The 19,835-nt window shown below is 40.6% G+C and carries 14 protein-coding genes; 13 read left to right on the top strand and 1 reads right to left on the bottom strand.

Annotation, left to right across the window (positions count from 1 at the left end; translation table 11 throughout):
• Positions 1–9 precede the first annotated feature (9 nt).
• From AC1XUO_RS02775 to AC1XUO_RS02730, 10 genes are all read left to right on the top strand, one after another.
• Positions 10–921: an Rpn family recombination-promoting nuclease/putative transposase gene (locus AC1XUO_RS02775; protein WP_483328230.1), complete on the top strand. Its 912-nt coding sequence runs from the start codon at positions 10–12 to the stop codon at positions 919–921.
• Positions 922–1,088: 167 nt separating this feature from the next.
• Positions 1,089–2,216, top strand: coding sequence for a FecR family protein (locus AC1XUO_RS02770; protein WP_483328229.1), 1,128 nt, complete (start codon positions 1,089–1,091; stop codon positions 2,214–2,216).
• Between the two features lie 208 nt (positions 2,217–2,424).
• The gene (locus AC1XUO_RS02765; RefSeq protein ID WP_483328228.1) at positions 2,425–5,823 is read left to right on the top strand and encodes a TonB-dependent receptor; all 3,399 of its coding nucleotides are present in this window, start codon (positions 2,425–2,427) and stop codon (positions 5,821–5,823) included.
• 106 nt (positions 5,824–5,929) lie between these two features.
• Positions 5,930–7,360: a RagB/SusD family nutrient uptake outer membrane protein gene (locus AC1XUO_RS02760; protein ID WP_483328227.1), complete on the top strand. Its 1,431-nt coding sequence runs from the start codon at positions 5,930–5,932 to the stop codon at positions 7,358–7,360.
• A gap of 34 nt (positions 7,361–7,394) precedes the next feature.
• A complete protein-coding gene (locus tag AC1XUO_RS02755; RefSeq protein ID WP_483328226.1) occupies positions 7,395–8,111 on the top strand; it encodes an SGNH/GDSL hydrolase family protein in 717 nt (238 codons plus the stop codon).
• Between the two features lie 39 nt (positions 8,112–8,150).
• Positions 8,151–9,818 (top strand): FAD-dependent oxidoreductase, encoded by a 1,668-nt coding sequence (locus AC1XUO_RS02750; protein WP_483328225.1) that lies wholly within the window; start codon positions 8,151–8,153, stop codon positions 9,816–9,818.
• A gap of 173 nt (positions 9,819–9,991) precedes the next feature.
• Entirely contained in the window at positions 9,992–11,233 is a 1,242-nt protein-coding gene (locus AC1XUO_RS02745) for an MFS transporter (RefSeq protein ID WP_483328224.1), read from the top strand.
• Between the two features lie 54 nt (positions 11,234–11,287).
• The gene (locus AC1XUO_RS02740) at positions 11,288–11,824 is read left to right on the top strand and encodes a gluconate 2-dehydrogenase subunit 3 family protein (RefSeq protein WP_483328223.1); all 537 of its coding nucleotides are present in this window, start codon (positions 11,288–11,290) and stop codon (positions 11,822–11,824) included.
• A 49-nt stretch (positions 11,825–11,873) separates the two neighbouring features.
• Positions 11,874–13,586, top strand: coding sequence for a GMC oxidoreductase (locus AC1XUO_RS02735; RefSeq protein WP_483328222.1), 1,713 nt, complete (start codon positions 11,874–11,876; stop codon positions 13,584–13,586).
• A gap of 200 nt (positions 13,587–13,786) precedes the next feature.
• Entirely contained in the window at positions 13,787–14,152 is a 366-nt protein-coding gene (locus tag AC1XUO_RS02730; RefSeq protein ID WP_483328221.1) for a PD-(D/E)XK nuclease family transposase, read from the top strand.
• Between the two features lie 65 nt (positions 14,153–14,217).
• Here the strand turns inward: AC1XUO_RS02730 and AC1XUO_RS02725 are convergent, their stop codons facing one another.
• Complete coding sequence (locus AC1XUO_RS02725; protein WP_483328220.1) at positions 14,218–14,406, bottom strand: hypothetical protein; 189 nt, start codon at positions 14,404–14,406, stop codon at positions 14,218–14,220.
• A gap of 193 nt (positions 14,407–14,599) precedes the next feature.
• Here AC1XUO_RS02725 and AC1XUO_RS02720 point away from each other — a divergent pair, with 193 nt between their 5' ends.
• The 3 genes from AC1XUO_RS02720 to AC1XUO_RS02710 are packed head-to-tail and all read left to right on the top strand — an operon-like array spanning position 14,600 to position 19,809.
• The gene (locus AC1XUO_RS02720) at positions 14,600–15,271 is read left to right on the top strand and encodes an RNA polymerase sigma-70 factor (protein WP_483328219.1); all 672 of its coding nucleotides are present in this window, start codon (positions 14,600–14,602) and stop codon (positions 15,269–15,271) included.
• A 41-nt stretch (positions 15,272–15,312) separates the two neighbouring features.
• Positions 15,313–16,320 carry a FecR family protein gene (locus AC1XUO_RS02715; RefSeq protein ID WP_483328218.1) on the top strand — a complete coding sequence of 336 codons (1,008 nt, stop codon included), beginning with the start codon at positions 15,313–15,315 and terminating at the stop codon, positions 16,318–16,320.
• Positions 16,321–16,344: 24 nt separating this feature from the next.
• Complete coding sequence (locus AC1XUO_RS02710) at positions 16,345–19,809, top strand: SusC/RagA family TonB-linked outer membrane protein (RefSeq protein WP_483328217.1); 3,465 nt, start codon at positions 16,345–16,347, stop codon at positions 19,807–19,809.
• Positions 19,810–19,835: the final 26 nt, after the last annotated feature.

Genomic DNA, 19,835 nt, shown 5'->3' with positions numbered 1-19,835 from the left:
CTATAATGAATGAGCAAAATCACAACTACACACGACAAATTCGTTCGGGCCATACTAGCGGACAAGAGCGTCGCAGCAGATTACTTCAAGAATTATTTGCCAGACTACGTGTCTAATAAACTAGACTTTTCTTCACTAAGGCAACTGTCCGATACATATCTTTCGAAGCAGTTACAAAAAACAATGTCAGATATTGTCTACAGTTGCGAGAAAACAAGTGGAGATAATATTAGAATTTGTTTGCTGATCGAACATAAAAGTCATCCCGATAAATTCACTCCGGTTCAAATCGGAGGGTATATAATTTCAGGTTTACAGAAACAAATTGAAAACAAAGAAAAGCTTTCTGTTATAATACCTATTTTGTTTTATCACGGCAAAGAGAAGTGGAAATATCAAACACTGATAAGCCTGTTCAAAAATCTCGATCCTGAGTGGAAAAAATTTGTTCCTGACTTTGATTACATTTATAATAATCTGGGAGAGATTTCGGACGAAAGTGTTGAAAGGATAAATAATAAATTTCTTGTGGCATCACTTTTAGCATTGAAACATAGTTTCCAGGCAAACTGGCTGGAAAAAAATGTGTTTAAAATATTAGTGTTGACCGAGGAGGCTTCTGAGAACTTACAAGAAAGTTTTGTAGTTTATTTGTTTAGTAATAGTAAATTAGAAGAATATAGAATAATTGAACTTTTGGAGCCATTGCCATCACACTTAAAGACAAAAATTATGAGTACTCTGGATGTTTTTGTTAAAAAGGGACGCTTGGAGGGTCGTCGTGAAGGTGCTGAGGAAACTCAGATAAAAATAATCAGCAATTTGATTAAAACGTCCTTAATGAGCGACTCTCAAATCGCTTCTGCTGCGGATGTTAGTATTGATTTTGTTCAAAAAATAAGAGCTGAACTTCGTCAGTAAAAAGTTTATTATACTTCCCCTCGGGTCAGGTAAGTTCTCCTGTCAACAAAAAGGATGTCTTTTGACAAGATCAGGCACTTTCTGTAAATTTTTTTATAAATACTTTAAAATTTAATGGTATCAGCTTCAGGTTTCTGTCTATCGTATGATAGAAGCATGAAGATTATATGAACCATTATAAAAAATACGGGATTGAAGATTTTGTCTGGGATTCATTTTTCCGGCAGTGGGTGCTTGCACCTACCAGAGAAATGGATTTTGCCTGGAAGAATTGGCTCGCTGAAAATCCTGAAATGTCTGAAAAAATAAATCAGGCAAAAATAATTGTGCAGTCTTTACAAGTAAAAGAACTGGAAATATCAAACCTGGAAATTTCCCGGATTGTAAATGAAACTATCGCCAAAACAAATCCACTGACTCCTGAATATGCTGAGTTGAAAAACGATCAACTCAGACCTTTTTATAAAAGAACCTGGTTCAAATTTGCTGCTTCCTTTGCTGTTATCATGTTCGTCGGGCTGCTTGCAAAATCGAGATTGGAGGATGGAAAACCAACCAACGTTTCAGAAGATTTTACTAACACGGTTTCGGACAATGATTTGCTTCTTGAAAAAGTCAATAACACGACTTCGCCTTTACTCGTCATGCTGGAAGATAGCAGCAGGATCACGCTTGCGCCTGAGAGCAAGCTTCGTTATGCCAAAAATTTTTCAGGAACAAAACGAGAAGTGTATCTGACTGGGGAGGCGTTTTTTGATATCAGTAAAGATGCCAGCCGCCCGTTTTTTGTATATGCGAATGAGTTAGTGACCAAGGTATTAGGTACAAGTTTCACAATAAGAGCTTACAAAACGTCAAAGGAAGTAACAGTCGAAGTAAAAACCGGAAGGGTTTCAGTTTTCACGCAGTCGGATCCGGGTAAGAAATCAAAGGAATCCAACAACGAACTGGACGGTATCGTGCTTTCTCCAAATCAGAAAATTATTTATGCCAGAGACCAGGTTCGTATGGTCAAGACGCTCGTGGAGAAACCTGAAATTATTGTGTCCAAAGCGCAGACACCACAATTTATTTTCGAGGATGTTCCGGCTACCGAAGCTTTTGATTCAATTGGAAAAGCATACGGAATTGACATTTTATATGATGAAGAAATTTTGAAGGGTTGTCCGTTAACGGCAATTCTGGAAAATCAGACTTTGCATGAAAAGCTTACCATTATTTGTAAAGCCATCGAGGCAAATTACGAAATACTGGACGGCCAGGTTGTGATTCATGGCAAAGGGTGTAAGAATTAAACTTTAAATACTCATTATATATCTTATAAACCTAAAATTAATATGATTTGAAATTATCCAGATTTACCATTACCAAATAAAAAAGAGCCGGTAATGTTCCCGCATTACCGGCTCAGGAAATCCCCCAAGGTTGTCGCCAGGATACCTCCAAAAAGGAGGCGGGGATCGTTTTGCCAAAATTTTCAAGCTTAACAAAACAATCAAATCTATGAAAAAACCAGTACAATACCAGCAGGTATTACTTTGGACTATGCGAATAACGGCTACACAACTCCTCTTTGCCCTGATGTTTATCGGTTACGGCTATGCGCATGAAAGCTATGGGCAATCCTTGCTGAGCCAGAAAATATCAATCAATGCAACTGGAAGCGAAGTTAAAAAAGTTTTAAATCAACTCGAAAAACAAGTGGATGTCCGTTTTGTTTTCAGTTCGAAACTAATTCAGTCAGGCAGAAAAGTAAATGTTTCTGTACAAAATAAACCGCTTTACGAAGTTCTTGATAATATTCTTACGCCGTTAGGACTTCAATATGAGATTTCCGGGAAAATTATAATCCTGAAAAGATTGGAAAATATTCCCGAGGTTATTCCGCCCGGGCAAAATGGTAATCCAAAAAAAAATCTGTCAGGTAAGGTCCTGGATGAAGCAGGAGTGGGGTTACCGGGTGTAAGCGTGGTTGTAAAAGGTACACAGACCGGAACGACCACAAATACAGATGGAGAATTTAAGCTGGATATTCCTGATAATGCTACGCCAATTTTGATATTCAGTTTTGTAGGTTACACCACCCAGGAGGTTCCGATTGGAAATCAAAATGTGCTAACAATCAATATGGCTCCGGAAGATAAATCTTTGCAGGAAGTCGTCGTTGTGGGTTATGGTCAGGTCCGTAAGTCGGATTTGACAGGATCCGTAACGACTATTGCGGTAGATGAAATTAAAAAAGTGGCAGTCACTTCCATGGACCAGGCGCTGCAGGGACGTGCGGCAGGTGTACAAATCACACAAAATTCAGGCGCGCCGGGTGGTGCTACCACCATTCGCATCCGTGGAGGAAACTCGATTCAGGGTGATAATGAACCACTTTATGTCATTGACGGAATCCCTTTTAAGAACGAATCTTCAAATAACGGATCCAGTTTTAATGTTTTGAGTACTTTAAATCCAAGTGATATCGAATCGATGGCGATTCTTAAAGATGCGTCATCCACTGCGATTTATGGTTCAAGGGGCGCAAATGGCGTCGTGATTATTACGACCAAACGTGGGAAATCAGGTAAGTCTACTATTAATCTTGATGCCTACTATGGCGTTCAGCAAGTTCGCAGAAAATATCCGGTCATGAATGCGCGGGAATATGCAGCGTTTGTCAACGATGCCAACACAAATGAAGGTAGAAATCCGGTTTACACGCCGCAACAAGTTGAAGCTTTTGGCGAAGGGACGGATTGGCAGGATGAAATTTTCCGTACGGCTCCCATGTATAATTATCAGCTTTCAATGAGCGGCGGAGATGAAAAAACACAGTATGCAATTTCAGGAGGATATTTTAAACAAAAAGGTATTGTTACTAATTCAGACTTTGACCGTTATTCATTTCGCGTAAATCTGGATAGAAAACTGACGAACAAGATAAAAGTTGGCAACAGCCTGACCGTCAACAGGACACTATCCAACCAATCCAGAAGTGATGGTAGTTTGGGAAGTGCTGGCATGGTTACGATTGCAGCGTTACAGTTTCCATCCATTTTACCGGTGTACAATCCTGATGGAACCTATCTGATGAATAGTCCGGCGTTGAATTTTACAGCAGACAACCCGGTGGCACTTGCCAAAGAAAACAAGAACAAGAATACGGCATATCGCATTTTTGGTAACGTTTTTGGAGAATATCAAATCATTGACGGACTGTCGCTAAGGGTTGTTTTAGGTATTGATGGAATTATCCAAAAACAGGATAGTTATTTACCAAGAAGTGTTTCCAGCGGTTTATCGCAGGGTGGTGTTGGAAGTATCAACAACAATCAATCCATTACCTGGCTGAATGAAAACCTGTTGACTTATACCAAAACCTTTAACAAAATTCATAACCTGACTGCACTGGTTGGTTATACCCAGCAAGTAAATCACACGGAGAACAATTATGCAGCCTCGCGTAACTTCGTAAATGATAATCTTGGAACAGGAAATTTAGGTGCTGGGTCTGTTGCCCTGGTACCAACTTCCGGAATCGGGACTTGGGGTCTGGAGTCATATCTGGGACGGATCAATTATGGTCTTAATGATAAATATTTATTAACCGCATCTTTCCGGGCAGATGGGTCTTCTCGTTTTGGAGGTAATAAAAGGTATGGGTTTTTCCCTTCTATGGCTTTGGCGTGGCGCGCCTCTGAGGAAAATTTTATCAAACATGTCAAATCCATCAGCGATCTTAAAATACGTGCTACAATTGGGAAGACAGGTAATCAGGATGGTATCGGTAATTATCCGGCTTACTCTTTGCTTTCGACTCAGAATTATGTTTTGGGCAATATCGTCTCAACCGGAATCGGTCCATTCCAGATTGCAAATCCGGATTTGTCATGGGAAACCACTACACAATCTGATGTTGGCGTGGATCTCGGCCTTTTCGGTAACCGGGTTACGGTTACTGCTGATGCTTATCTGAAAAGAACAAAAGATTTGTTGCTTAATGTGACGATCCCAAGCTCCTCCGGTTTTTCAAGCGCAATCAAAAATCTTGGAAAAGTTGAGAATAAGGGGATAGAATTAAGTATCTCATCGCATAACATCGACGGCGCGTTTAAGTGGAATACTGATTTTAATTATGCCATAAACCGCAACAAGGTTTTGGATATCGGCGGTGCCCCTCAGATATTCGCCGGCGATGTGGCCAATATTGCTCAGAACGTAAATTCCGGAATAATCCGGGTAGGAGAACCTCTGGGATCCTTTTATGGATATGTGACTGATGGTTTATACCAGTCAACAGACGAACTGGCAGCCGTCACCGATGCGAGTGCCAGAAAACCTGGGGATCGTCGCTACAAAGATTTGAACGGCGACAAGAAAATTGATGACAATGACCGGACCATTATTGGCAGAGCTCAGCCGAAATTTATTGGTGGTATCAGCAATACTTTTTCTTACAAAGGTGTGGATCTTACCGTTTTCTTTCAAGGAGTTTATGGTAATAAAATTCTGAACGCAAATCGCTTCGAACTTGAATATCTAAACGGAACAACGAATCAAGATCGCGATATGCTAAATCGTTGGACGCCGACGAACACAAATACTGATATTCCTCGGGCTTCTACGACACGCCCTGCCAACAGGATCTCAACACGTCAGATTGAAGATGGCTCTTACCTGCGTCTGAAAAACATTCAGCTTGCTTACAATCTTCCTTCGTCTGTGACAAAATCAATTCATGTACAGGGAATCCGGTTTTATGTAACTGCGCAGAATTATATCACCTGGACTAAATATTCGGGATATGATCCGGAGGTTAACCGTTTTGGTCAGGACAGCCGTAGTCAGGGTTTTGATTATGCGAGTTATCCGGCTGCCAAAACACTGATTTTTGGTTTAAATGTAAGTTTTTAGAATAATGTCTTACCATTTATACCTAATCAAATAAACTATTAAATACACTCGTCCGACTGTTTTCTGATAATAAGTCTTTAAACAAATCGGTATAAATATTCAGATAATGAAAAAGATAATACCTTTCTTCTTCGTCTTATTTTGGGCAAGTTCCTGCGATGTGCTGGACCAGGTACCGCAATCCAATTTCACGCCGGATAACTTTTATAACAATGTTGACGATGCACTAGCGGCAGTGAATTCGGTGTATGACCCAATGAATTCTCCTGATATGTATAACCAGGTGATGTGGATAATTCAGGATCAGGCAACCGACGATTCAGAATGGGGCGGAGGAAGATCCACTGCTAATCAGGCAAAAAATGATTTGGATAAATATACTTTCACGCCCGCTACCAGTACTTTTCAGTCGGCTTGGTCCAATGCTTATAAAGCAATCAACCGTGCCAATACGGTTTTAGAACGCGTTCCCGCGATTACGATGGACGCTACATTGCAGGCGCGTTTGTTGGCAGAGACTAAATTCATGCGTGCATTTTATTATTTCACCTTGGTCAGACTTTTCGGTGATGTGCCTCTTATCTTAAAAGAAACAACTTCGCTGAATGATTTGCAGGCACCGAGAGCTCCGGCAGAAGAAGTTTATGCCCAAATAATAAAAGATTTTTCAGAAGCAGAATCGGTTCTTCCGGCAAGTTACACCGGTGCCGATAGAGGCCGGGCTACAAAAGGTGCTGCTACTGCTTTTTTGGCAAAAGTTTATTTAACCAGACAAGAATGGGCAAAGGCTTCTCAAAAAGCAAAGGAGGTAATCGACTCTGGTGTGTATGATCTATGGGCGAGTTATCCCGAGGCTTTTTCAATTGCCAATAAAAATGGAAAGGAAGCCGTTTTTGAAATGCAGGCCTTGGGTGGAGGTTTCAACGAAGGAAGCTGGATGCAGGGATATATGCGTCCGAATTTTGACCGTGTTAATAACATCGCAGGTTTTGGTGATGATCCTGTTACCAGGAATTTATACGATACATACCTGGCAGCTGACAAACGCAGAAATGTCAATATCAGGCTCTATTCCGCAACGAGTACGCCGGCCGCGCCTGCGAGTGTTGATTTTCCAGGATATGTCTACAAGTACATTGATCCTTCGGCTACTGCAAATGGAGAAGGAAGTAATAATTTTCCTATTATACGTTACGCAGATGTTCTGCTCATGTATGCCGAATCGCTGAACGAACAGGCAGCCGGAAATACAGAAGCATTCCAAGTTGTGAACAGAATCAGGACGCGTGCTGGTTTGGCCGAGTTGCCAACATCTTTGAGCCAGGCGGAATTCAGAGATGCGATTCTTTTGGAAAGAAGGCTGGAACTCGCATTCGAAGGCCACCGCTGGTATGATCTGGTTCGGACTAAGAAATTGATAACTGCTATGAAGGCTCAAAATCCCGCAATTGTTGTTTCGGAGAAAAATTATTTGTTTCCGATTCCACAAACTGAGCGAGACGTAAATCCTAATCTTACTCAAAATCCTGAGTTCTGAAATTGCCCTCTGGAATACTAAACCATCAGTTGATATGCAGAGAAGACAATTTTCAAAAGCAAGCTTAGCAGTCACTTCACTTGCCTTCCCGGAGAATATTCTCTCCGGGACGCAGGAAAAACCGTTCATCATAAACGCAGGAATAGGAGGAAATACGACGGTAGATTTATTGGCGCGGATTGATAAGGATTGTTTGACCCATAAACCAGATTTTACCATTTTGATGATTGGTACCAATGATATGAATAGTAAAAAATATATTCCACTTCTGGAGTATGAGAAAAACCTGAGAAAAATTATCGAGATGATTTTGGGCGTCAAAAGCCAGATTATGCTGATGACCATTCTTCCCGTTTATGAGCCGCATTTGTATACCCGCCATGAAAAAAGCTTCTATGGAGAAGAAGGGCATAAAGGTCGGCTGCAAAAAGTAAATGAAACAATTAAAAAAACAGCTGACGAATACCAACTTCACTTTTTAGATATGTACAGAGTTTTTGAAAAGGTTGGAAATATTAGTGAGGAGAGTAGCAGTCTGCTTCAGAATACTTTAAATAGTCAGAAGACAGACGGCGTTCACCCCACATCTGATGGTTACCGGACAATGGCGGTTGCGATTTACGAAGCATTAATTCGTACAAATGTTCCGTACAGCAAATTGGTATGTTTCGGCGATAGTATTACGAACGGAGGCGGTGGTGTTGAGGGAAAAAGTTATCCCGGCTATTTGAAGAAATTATTAGATTATTAATACGGCAAGATTATTCCATCACCTTAATTATAGTTAAATATGTTTTTTAAAAATTTAACAAATAAATTTTTCATTTGCTGCATTATCGCCGGTTCTTTTCTGCATGGTGCTTTCTCCAATGCGCAGACCTCAAAATCCTACGATGCTGATGTTATCGTTTATGGAGGAACCTCTGGTGCAATTACGGCTGCCGTACAGGTAATTAAGGAAGGTAAAACTGTATTGGTAGTATCGCCTGATAAACATCTGGGCGGTCTTTCTTCAGGAGGTTTAGGTTTTACTGATACCGGAGACAAGTCGGTAATCGGAGGTTTGGCGCGTGAGTTTTACCATCGTGTTTTTATGCATTACGACAAACCACAAGCGTGGCAATGGCAAAAAAAAGACGAGTATGGAAACAAAGGCCAGGGCACACCGGCGATGGATGGAGCTGACAGAACCATGTGGATTTTTGAGCCACATGTTGCCGAAATGATTTTTGAAGATTTTGTAAAAGAAAATAAAGTTAAAATTTACAGAGATGAATGGCTGGACAGGGAAAAAGGTTTGGTTAAGAAAGACGGAAAAATCATATCGATAAAAACACTTTCAGGAAAGACATTTACCGGAAAAGTTTTCATTGATGCTACTTACGAAGGTGATTTGATGGCGGCAGCGGGTGTGAAATATCATGTTGGCCGCGAGGCCAATAGTGTTTATAATGAAGAATGGAACGGGATTCAGGCGGAAGTTTTTCAGCATGGACATTATTTTAAGAAAAACGTGAGTCCGTATAAAATTGAGGGTGATCCAAAAAGCGGATTGCTTCCTTATGTAACTAATGAAAAAATAGGAAAAAATGGCGAAGGCGATAATAAAATTCAGGCTTATTGTTTTCGTATGTGTTTGTCCGCGAATCCCGACAATCGAATTCCTTTTGAAAAACCGGTTGGGTATGATCCGGCAAAATATGAATTATTAGCGCGGGTTTACAAAGCAGGATGGACAGAAACATTTGACAAATATGATCCGATCCCGAACAAAAAAACGGATACCAATAACCATGGACCCTTCAGTACGGATTATATCGGGATGAATTATGACTACCCGGAAGCAACTTACGAAAGGAGAAAAGAGATTATAAAAGATCATGAACTGTATCAAAAAGGTCTGATGTATTATCTTTCCATTGATGCTAATGTTCCAAACGATGTAAGAACAGAGATGCAGAAGTGGGGTTTGCCAAAAGATGAATTTAAGGATAATGGCGGATGGCCTCATCAGATTTACGTGCGTGAAGCACGCAGGATGATCGGCCAGAGCGTAATGACTGAAAATGAAACATTGGGCAAAAAAGCTGTTTCTGAATCGGTTGGTATGGGTTCATATTCATTAGACGCTCACAATGCGCAACGTTATGTAAAAGCGGACGGCTTTGTGCAGAATGAAGGTGATATCGGTGTTCATCCGAAAACTCCTTACAGCATTTCCTATTCTTCCATTATTCCTAAAAAAGAAGACTGTCAGAATTTGCTGGTTCCGGTATGTCTTTCAAGTTCACATATCGCTTATGGCTCGATCCGAATGGAACCGGTTTTCATGATTCTTGGGCAAAGCGCAGCATCAGCAGCGGTGCAGGCAATTGATAGAAAAGTGAGTGTCCAGGAGGTAAATTATGACAAATTAAAAACGCAACTATTGAAAGACAAGCAGCGTCTGGAATTGTAGGATGCTCGCAAAGTCGGTAACTTCCCTGCATTGGCAAAACAAAAAGTAATGCTTATTTATCAAAACATGATTCTAAGTTTACTTTTGTATCAATTTTACCCTATATAGCCGGATAATAGTCCGGCTATTTTATATAATATTGCAAATAATCCTGAAAATCCTTAAATAACAGAATGGATACCCTGGTTAGACCTCGTTCAAATTTTTCACATCTTTTCAGCGCACCAGTCATTGTCGCAGCACTCGGTTACTTTGTTGACATTTATGATTTACTACTCTTTGGGATTGTTCGTTTACCAAGTCTTGCGTCATTAGGACTTTCAGAAGCGGAAATTTCTTCGACGGGTGCAAGTATTCTGAACTGGCAAATGGCTGGATTATTATTGGGAGGAATTTTATGGGGAATTTTAGGAGATAAAAAAGGAAGATTGTCGGTTCTATTTGGCTCTATTATTACTTATTCGCTTGCAAATATCGCCTGTGGTTTTGTCCAGGATCCTACGACTTACAAAATTTTAAGGTTTGTTGCAGGTGTTGGTCTGGCTGGAGAACTTGGAGCGGGAATTACTTTAGTGTCAGAAATTTTGCCAAAACATTTACGCGCCATCGGCACTTCACTTGTTGCCGGAATAGGATTGCTTGGTGCCATCGTAGGTTATTTTACGGTCGAATTCTTTGATTGGAGAAATGCTTATTTTATCGGTGGCGGTCTAGGAATTTCCCTGCTTTTGCTTCGCATCGGCGTTTTTGAATCGGGAATTTTTGAAGGTGTGAAGAGTCAGAAACATGTTACAAAAGGTAACTTTTTTGCTTTGTTTACCAATAAGGATAGATTCGTTAGATACATGAAATGTATCGGAATCGGGCTGCCGACGTGGTTTGTCATCGGTATTTTAGCAACATTCAGTAATGAATTTGGAAAGGCACTTGGGGTTAAAGAGGCGATCAGCCCGGGACTTTCCATCATGTGGTGTTATGTCGGGCTTTCGGCCGGCGATTTTTTAAGTGGGTTTCTAAGCCACTGGCTGGAATCACGCAAGAAAGCTGTATTTATTATGATGGCTTTTACGTTAGTATGCAGTGGAATTTATTTGTATACCGGAATAAAAACAGCCACTTCTTTATACACGGTGGCAACCTTGCTTGGATTTGGAATCGGATACTGGGCGATGTTCGTAACGATAGGAGCAGAACAATTTGGTACAAATCTTCGGGCAACGGCAGCGACAACCGTTCCCAATATGGTTCGTGGTATGGTGATCGTTATGACAACATTATTTTCCAGCTTTAAAGACTCTTTTTCGGTAATTGATTCCGGGGCATTGGTTGGCGTAATTTGTTTCGTGATCGGATTTTATTCAATCCTGACAATCCCGGAGACACACGGAAGAGATCTTGATTTTCTGGAAGAGTAGAAAGTTGATCGACAATAACTTATAGATAATATTAATCGTTGAAAAATAATAAAAATGGAAAGACGGATAGCGCTTAAAAACATGGCTGCGGCGATGGGAGCGATGGTAAGTTTACCAACCTGGGCCTCGGGATGGAGTAATGATTCACTCGGTAAGGTTCGTTATACCACAGTTGGGCAAGCGGAGGTTTTGAAAGCTATTGTGGAATCAATAATTCCAAAAACGGATACGCCTGGAGCTGGTGAACTTGGCGTTGCGACTTTTGTGCAAAGAATGATAACGGATTGTTATGATAAAAAAGCACAGGATACTTTTTCAAAGGGAATTGACGCGGTTGAGGCGCAGAGCTCCAAAAGTTTCTCGAAATCATTCGCTGACGCCAGCAAGGAGCAGCAGCTGCAGATTTTGAGAGAAATGGAAAAAAGCAATGACGTTGACCAGAAAGGTTTTTTTGGAATGGTGAAAAACCTGACGATCCAGGGTTATATGTCATCGGAATATGTCATGACCAATCTGACACACTTCGAATTTATACCGGCAAGATATCACGGCTGCGTTCCTGTAAAAAAAGGAATGAGTACAGATAATTAAAAGTCAATTTTTTGGCTAATAAGAAGCAATTGAAATAGAAAATACCCAAATGGCGAATTTTAATATTGATAGTGAGAAAGCCCGTACCTACGATGCCATCGTTATTGGCTCAGGAATCAGCGGAGGATGGTCGGCAAAAGAGCTGACGGAGAAAGGATTGAAAACTTTGGTGTTGGAACGTGGCCGTGATGTACAGCATATCAAGGATTATCCAACGACCAATATGCAGCCTTGGGAGTTTGATCATAGAGAAAGATTGCCAAAGGCAGTTACGGATGCGAATCCAATTGCAAGCAGATGTTATAATTTCAAGGAATCGTCCCAGCATTTTTTTGTAAAAGACAACGAGCATCCCTACATTCAGGAAAAGCCATTTGACTGGCTTCGCGGTTATCAGGTTGGTGGTAAATCTTTGCTTTGGGCAAGGCAGACACAACGCTGGAGCCAGTTTGATTTTGATGGGCCGGCACGGGATAAATTTGCCGTTGAATGGCCGATCGGATATAATGATATCGCGCCATGGTATAGTCACGTTGAAAAATTTGCGGGTATCACTGGAAATAAAGACGGAATTGATACATTACCTGATGGCGAATTTCTGAAACCACACGATTTGAATTGTGTGGAAAAATATTTCAAAGAAACGGTTGCGAAACAGTATAAAGACCGCCATATCATCATTGGCCGCGCTGCGCATCTTACGGATCCAAAACAAATTCATTTGGATCAGGGACGTGCGCAATGTCAGCATCGCGCGATTTGTGAAAGAGGATGTCCGTTTGGAGGATATTTCAGCAGCAATGCTTCAACAATTCCTTGGGCGATGAAAACCGGAAACATGACACTTCGTCCACATTCGGTAGTTCATTCGGTTATTTATGACGACAAGAAACAAAAAGTAACAGGTGTTCGCGTGATTGACGCAAATACGAAAGAAATGATGGAGTTTTATGCCAACATTATTTTCGTGAATGCAGCTGCTTTAAACACCAATCTTATTCTGATGAACTCGATTTCATCGCGTTTTCCGAATGGTTTGGGAAATGATAGCGGTGTGCTTGGTAAATATGTTGCTTTCCATAATTATCGCGCATCTATTTCTGGTGAATACGAAGGATTTTTAGATTCTACAACCGATGGAAAACGTCCGAATAGCGGATATATTCCTCGTTTTAGAAATGTATATAAGCAGGAAACGGATTTTCTTAGAGGTTATGCCGCGGGTTTTGGTGCAAACCGGATGACATATTCTGATCGTGGCGATATCGGAGAATCCTTAAAGGCAAGTTTGCTTGATACAAAATATGGCAACTGGAGTGTTGGTTCGCACATGATGGGAGAGACGATTCCGAAAGAAAGCAGTTATGTTGCTTTGGATAAAGAATTGAAAGATGCGTATGGAATGCCTCTGCTTAAAATCAATGTCGGTTACGATGACAATGATGAAAAGATGATCAAAGATTACATCGAACAGGTATCGGAAATGTTTACAAACGCAGGTTTCAAAAACATTCGTTCGCATGATGGACACCGAAATCCTGGAAATGATATTCATGAAATGGGCGGTGTTCGTATGGGTAAGGATCCAAAAACTTCTGTCCTCAATAAGTGGAACCAGATGCATGCTGCTAAGAACGTATTTGTGACGGACGGAGCTTCAATGACTTCAACATCGACACAAAATCCATCATTGACATACATGGCATTTTCTGCCCGCTCGGTTGATTATGCAGTAAAACAGATGAAAGCCAAGAATTTGTAAGGATACATATTTTAAAGATTTCTCAAGGAATTCAAGTTTCAAAACTTGAATTCCTTTTTTTGTATGTTTACGGCTCAATTACACACACTTTTATATGAGTATTATTTCATCAGGGCGATTTATCGATCCGTTTACAGACTTCGGGCGGTTCGCCGCTGCGATTTAAGAGACTTTTTGGTTCTGAGCCAAACAAAGATTTATTGATTCATTTCTTAAATCAATTGATAGGCGAGGAAAGGCAACTCGTTGATCTGACCTATAATAAAACTGAATATTCCGGTCATTTTCTGGATAGTAGAAAGTCCGTCTTTGATCTTTTATGCACCGGACCAAACGGAGAGCAATTCACTATCGAAATGCAGCGGGTTAAGCAGGAATATTTTAAAGACCGGTGCCTTAAAGAAGGAATAATAGAAGGGATCAGGGAAGGTATGAAAGAGGGGGAGAAACATGGTAAACTGGCAGGTCAGAAAGAAATTGCAATGGCGATGAAAAAGAAAGGGATGGAAACGTCGCTTATTCAAGAATTAACCAGCTTGTCAGTGGAAGAAATTGAAAAATTATAATTTGATTTGAAATCATAAAAAAAGGAGCTGAGTTTTTAAAACTCGGCTCTTTTTTTATGTTGTTCTTAAATTTCAGAAAGCCACTTTTCCTGTTTTATAAAAAGAAGTAAGATAATAATATCAAGAGAAACTCCGGTGAGGGCCAGAACGGCTCCAAGATTTTTGGTTGCGGCAGAATCAAGAATCAGATTCAACCCTGCCAAAATCAGTAGTGTCCCTATTAGCAACACAATAATTTTATTTTTCAGTTTCATATCATATTCTGGTTAGATATTTTTTTGAATTAGACTTTTGGAAAATGAAAAGTCACTGCCGAACTGAATTTATTTTTACATACTAAACGTATTATTACCTGATTAATATAAATATTTCCTATTATTTTTAAATTTGACTAAGGGAAAAAGAGTGCAAAAAAGTCTTTTAATTATTACATAAAATTACGACTCAATGCACGATCCCTTACTACATGAAGATACAAAGGCAGGGAATCCATTTCTGCAACCTTCGAAGGAAGAAAAACCTCGCTCTCAAGAGCTTGATTCTGCATTATTTCTAAAAGCAACTTTTGAAGAAAATCCTTCAAAAGGGCTGGAGCTTCTTTTCAGAAGGTTTTATAACCCATTGTGTAGTCACGCTGTCCGATTTGTGTATTCAAAACAAATTGCAGAAGATCTTGTAAGTGAAGTCTTTTTTCAGTTTTACAGAACTAAGTCCTACGAAAACATTAATATATCCTTTACAAGTTATCTTTTCCGGGCAGTTCGTAACGAATGTTTTACCTATCTGCGCAGAGAATTTGGCAAAACTGATACGATAGAACTTACCACAGAAAATACTATTTCGGTCTATCAGCAGCAACCTGACGCAGAAATTCATTATAACCATCTTTTTTTGAAGGTGAATGAAGCCATCGGAGAACTTCCCATGCAATGTCGCCGGGTATTTCTTATGAGTCGTTTTGAGAGCAAGAAGTACCACGAAATTGCGGAGGAGCTCAATATTTCGCCAAAAACCGTCGAGGTTCATATTTCAAAAGCCTTAAAACATCTTCGGGTAGCATTAAACGGCGAATGGATGATGCCATGCCTGATTTTAGTTTTAAACACCTTCGATTTATAGGAGATCATCAAATCCATCTCCTGTCTAAAAATTACAACAACATGGATGCACGTATATTGAAAAGTATACTTTTTGAGTATTTGTCAGGAAGGGCAAATCCGCTTGAACGGAAGCTGGCTGAAGATTGGATAAAAGAGCCTGAAAATTCAGACACTTTTAATCAATGGCTTTATGAATGGGAAAGCCGTTCTCCTCAATTTGTTCCTGATCAGGAACATGCCATGGCCCGGCTTTTGGAAAGAATTCATAAGCAAGCTGAAACAGATACGGAAGAATTAGGGCAAAAGTCTGTTTCGGAAAACGCGTGGAATATATTGCAAATCAAACGATTCGGGCTCATAGCAGCTTCGGTAATACTATTGGTTTGCTGTGGATGGTTTTCAAGAGATGCTATTCTGTACAAAACTTACGAAACAGGTTACGGTCAATCAACCAGACTTTATCTGGAAGATGGGAGCCGAGTTGCTCTTAACGCAAATTCCAGATTGAAAATCCCCAGATTGGGTTTTTACGGGGATGTCAGAACGGTGCTTCTGGATGGAGAAGCAGAATTTTCGATCAGTCATACAATAGATCACAAGCGGTTTGTAGTGAAAACTTCTGACACTTTTCAAGTGGAAGTGCTTGGGACTCAATTTTCAGTGTTTGCCCGGCCAAGGGGAACCAAGGTAGCTCTAAACCATGGCAAAATACGTATCGATTATTCGCAAGGAGAAAATAAGCAACACTTATTGATGAAGCCAGGCGATTTGGCAACACTGCAAAAAACAGGTGCTGTGCAGCTCGTCAGCAACGTGGATACGAAAAGTCTGAGTGCCTGGAAAGAACAGCGCTTCGTATTCAATGCTACCTCACTATCGGAGATCCGCAGTCTGATAGAAGAAAATTTCGGAAAAAAAATCAGGATTGCTAACGATAAAATCGCACACAGGACAATTACCGGAAATTTTAAAACAGAAAGTGCAGAAGAGCTCCTTAAAACGGTGTCAGAGGTTTTAGCTATTAACATCGAAAATAAAGGTGATTCCATTTTAATTACAGATAACTAACTATTTCTAAACTTCCTTTCATTTATGCAATTAACACTATCACGTAAGCACTGGGTGGGAATTGGACTTGCCCTGGCGACACAGTTCTCGCAGGCAGCCCAATCCCAGACCATCGCATTTGTCTCTAAGGCTGAACGTCATCAGCATACAGTCAGGCAGGAAATGAAACTGAAAAATGCGCTAATGGATCTTCAACGCCATTATGGTGTGGAGATTGTTTTTGAAGATCGTATCGTGGGAGCGTTGAATATACTTTCTGGCTCTATTGATTTTAACAAAACATTAGAAAAAAATCTGGATCTTATTCTCAATCAGAACAGATTGAAATACAAGAAAACGCGCAAGAATACTTACGTAATTGTTGAAGAGAAGGAAGCCGTAAAGACAAGTATTGTATTGCCTGACGCTAAGTTTGAATCAAGCGCAATTGCTGAAAACACCATCGTCGCGTCTAGTAATGTGTCAACGAAACACATGGTTACTATTGATAAAGTGATCACTGGTAAAGTTACCGATGAAGGTGGAGGTGGTTTGCCTGGTGTCAGTGTGGTGGTAAAAGGTACGCAGCGCGGAACATCTACAAATGGCGAGGGGGATTTTCAAATTGACATTCCGGATGATAACGCTGTTCTTGTATTTAGTTTTGTGGGATATAAAACGCAGGAACTGACGGCAGGAGGGCAGTCAAAGCTGGCGATTAAACTTTTACCTGATGAAAATGCACTGGAAGAAGTCGTAGTAGTGGGTTATGGTTCTGTCAGAAAATCAGATTTGACAGGAGCAGTGGGTACAGTTAAAGCAGATGTTTTACAGGAACGTCCGGCTGCTTCTCTTAATCAGGGATTGTCTGGAAGAATAACTGGTGTAAACGTTTCGTCAAATTCAGGTCGGCCGGGAGGTAGGGCAAATATCCGGATCAGGGGGGCCAGTTCCATCAGTGTATCTAATAATCCCCTTTACGTTATTGATGGGGTCATTTTGAATTCCGTCGATCTTCAAAACGGAAGTACGCCAATTGACTATATAAACCCGAACGATATTGCTTCGATTGAAGTATTGAAAGATGCCTCATCCACTGCGATTTATGGAGCTCGCGGAGCTAATGGCGTTATTCTGGTAACAACAAAACGTGGAACTTCTGATGGGGGCAGGGTAACTTACGATACTGATTTTAGTATTGGGATTGCACCTAAAAAACTGGCAGTACTTAGCTCAAAAGAATTTCTTGCTGTTGAAGAATTGGCCTATGCCAATGCTGCAAAGTATGATCCGGTAGGCTGGGCGACTGGTACAAAGTACGTTGACCCGAAAACGAAGCGGACAAATCCTAATTTATTTGATGCCCAGGGAAATCCCCTTTATGACACAGACTGGCAGGATGAGACATTTCAGAAAGCATTTACCCAAAATCATCAGCTGGGATTTACAGGTGGTAATGAAAAAGGAACTTATGGTGCTTTTGTGAATTATCGAAATGAAAACGGGATTATCAAAGATTCGTGGCAAAAAAGATTTTCCGGGCGATTTGTATTCGACACACAAATAAAAAGCTGGTTGAAAGTTGGAGGTTCGCTTGGGTATACGGATCAAAATGAAAAACAAATTGATCAGCTCGGAGGTGGAGGTATCACAGTTATGCGTCAGGTTTTGGAAGCTTTGCCAATTATTCCTGTGAAATATGCAAGTGGCGCCTGGGCAAGTAACCGCGACTATCCCGGTATGGAAGGCGGCGATAATCCCCTTCGTGTGGCGGCAGAAAGATTGTATTACCTGCGTACACAGACGATGTTAGGGAATATGTACGCAACGCTTAAACTGGCGCCTGGGTTGGAATTTAAAACGATGGTCGGTACGAATGTAATCAATCAGAGAACCGATTATTTTGCTGCCAGAGGATTGCAGTACATTTCAAATAATGGAAATGCCTCAGTTACAAACAATAGATTCAATTCATGGCAATTTGAAAATTACCTGACCTACTATAAAGAATTTGGCAAAATACATTCCATCAATGCTTTGGCAGGTTTATCATGGCAGCATGTTGATCGTTTTGAAAATGTGGCAAGTACCGAAGGTTTTGACGATACCTATTTTCAATTCAATAACCTGGGCGCAGGTTCAAGTCCGCAGGCACCGTCGTCTTCAGGCACTGGCTATGGATTAAATTCTTATTTCGGTCGTCTGAATTATAGCTTGCTTAATAAATATCTGTTAACATTTACCGGACGTCTGGACGGTTCTTCCAAATTCGGTTCTGCTAATCAGTATGCTTTCTTCCCGTCCGCGGCAATAGCCTGGCGGGTAACAGAAGAGTCATTTATGCAAGGTATACCTGCCATTTCCAATTTGAAATTACGCGCAAGTTATGGGGCAACAGGAAATTCTGAAATTCCTGCCTACAGAGCTTTGGCCGGAATGACGAATTATAACGTGATCTTTAACGGTGTCCGTAATATTGGTACGGGTATTAGCCGGATGTCTAACCCAAATTTGCAATGGGAAAAAACGAATCAGGTTGACTTTGGTTTGGAGCTGGGATTATTTTCCAACAAACTGAACTTTGAACTGGATCTTTACCATAGAAAGGTGAATGATATGTTGCTCGATGCACCGTTGCCAATGAGCAGTGGTTATACCAGTATTTTTACGAATGTTGGAAGTATGGAAAATAAAGGGGTGGAATTTGCGATCAACTCTACGAATATCAAAACAGCTGACTTCTCGTGGAATACTACGTTTAATATTTCTGTGAATAAAAATAAAGTTTTGGCTTTATCTGGCGGGAGTGACATTTTTTCGGGAGCAACAGTTATTCGTGTAGGTGAACCGGTGGGTTCCATGTTTGGACGTGTACATCAGGGTACCTGGTCAACTGCTGAGCTTGAGCAGGCAAAAAAATACAACATGCTGCCTGGAGATGTGAAATATCTCGATCTGAACAATGATGGTACGATCAATGACAACGACAGAACTATTATTGGTAAGGGGATTCCTGACGGGTTTGGTACCTTGTTAAATACATTCCAATACAAAGCGTGGTCATTGACGGTAGATCTGCAATACATGTATGGAAATGATGTACTGGATAGAAGTATTCACTCAGCTGAAGACCGTCAGGGTATCGCCAACAGCTATAAAACGGTTTTGAATGCCTGGACAGAAACCAATCAGAATACTGCTATTGCGCAAATTCGTCCAATAAACGCCTATTATACAACGAACAATGACAGCCATAAGGTAACGGATGCTTCCTTTATCCGGGGACGTAACTTGTTGCTTGCTTATAACTTCCCTTCTACGGTAACTTCAAAACTGAAACTTGACAGACTTCGGATTTACGGATCTGTTCAAAATTTCTTTGTTGTGACTAAATATTCGGGATTTGATCCCGAGGTTTCAAATTCAGGCTCACCTTTTGATCAGGGTTTTGGACTCTACGACTATCCAAGACCACGTATTTTTATGTTAGGGCTTAATATTGGATTATAACTTATTGAAGACTTTTTAAAGAAAAA

The sequence above is a fragment of the Dyadobacter sp. HNCC25DJ186 genome (genome assembly GCF_056895235.1).
The sequence above is the reverse complement of the archived record's forward strand: the minus strand, read 5'-3'. Positions and strand labels throughout refer to the sequence as shown.

Bases quoted from the DNA above. Each gene is read 5' to 3' on its own strand.
- AC1XUO_RS02760 (WP_483328227.1), top strand. From the start codon at position 5,930: ATGAAAAAGATAATACCTTTCTTCTTCGTCTTATTTTGGGCAAGTTCC.
- AC1XUO_RS02735 (WP_483328222.1), top strand. From the start codon at position 11,874: ATGGCGAATTTTAATATTGATAGTGAGAAAGCCCGTACCTACGATGCC.
- AC1XUO_RS02715 (WP_483328218.1), top strand. From the start codon at position 15,313: ATGGATGCACGTATATTGAAAAGTATACTTTTTGAGTATTTGTCAGGA.
- AC1XUO_RS02775 (WP_483328230.1), top strand. From the start codon at position 10: ATGAGCAAAATCACAACTACACACGACAAATTCGTTCGGGCCATACTA.
- AC1XUO_RS02740 (WP_483328223.1), top strand. From the start codon at position 11,288: ATGGAAAGACGGATAGCGCTTAAAAACATGGCTGCGGCGATGGGAGCG.
- AC1XUO_RS02710 (WP_483328217.1), top strand. From the start codon at position 16,345: ATGCAATTAACACTATCACGTAAGCACTGGGTGGGAATTGGACTTGCC.
- AC1XUO_RS02770 (WP_483328229.1), top strand. From the start codon at position 1,089: ATGAACCATTATAAAAAATACGGGATTGAAGATTTTGTCTGGGATTCA.
- AC1XUO_RS02720 (WP_483328219.1), top strand. From the start codon at position 14,600: ATGCACGATCCCTTACTACATGAAGATACAAAGGCAGGGAATCCATTT.
- AC1XUO_RS02745 (WP_483328224.1), top strand. From the start codon at position 9,992: ATGGATACCCTGGTTAGACCTCGTTCAAATTTTTCACATCTTTTCAGC.
- AC1XUO_RS02725 (WP_483328220.1), bottom strand. From the start codon at position 14,406: ATGAAACTGAAAAATAAAATTATTGTGTTGCTAATAGGGACACTACTG.
- AC1XUO_RS02755 (WP_483328226.1), top strand. From the start codon at position 7,395: ATGCAGAGAAGACAATTTTCAAAAGCAAGCTTAGCAGTCACTTCACTT.
- AC1XUO_RS02750 (WP_483328225.1), top strand. From the start codon at position 8,151: ATGTTTTTTAAAAATTTAACAAATAAATTTTTCATTTGCTGCATTATC.
- AC1XUO_RS02765 (WP_483328228.1), top strand. From the start codon at position 2,425: ATGAAAAAACCAGTACAATACCAGCAGGTATTACTTTGGACTATGCGA.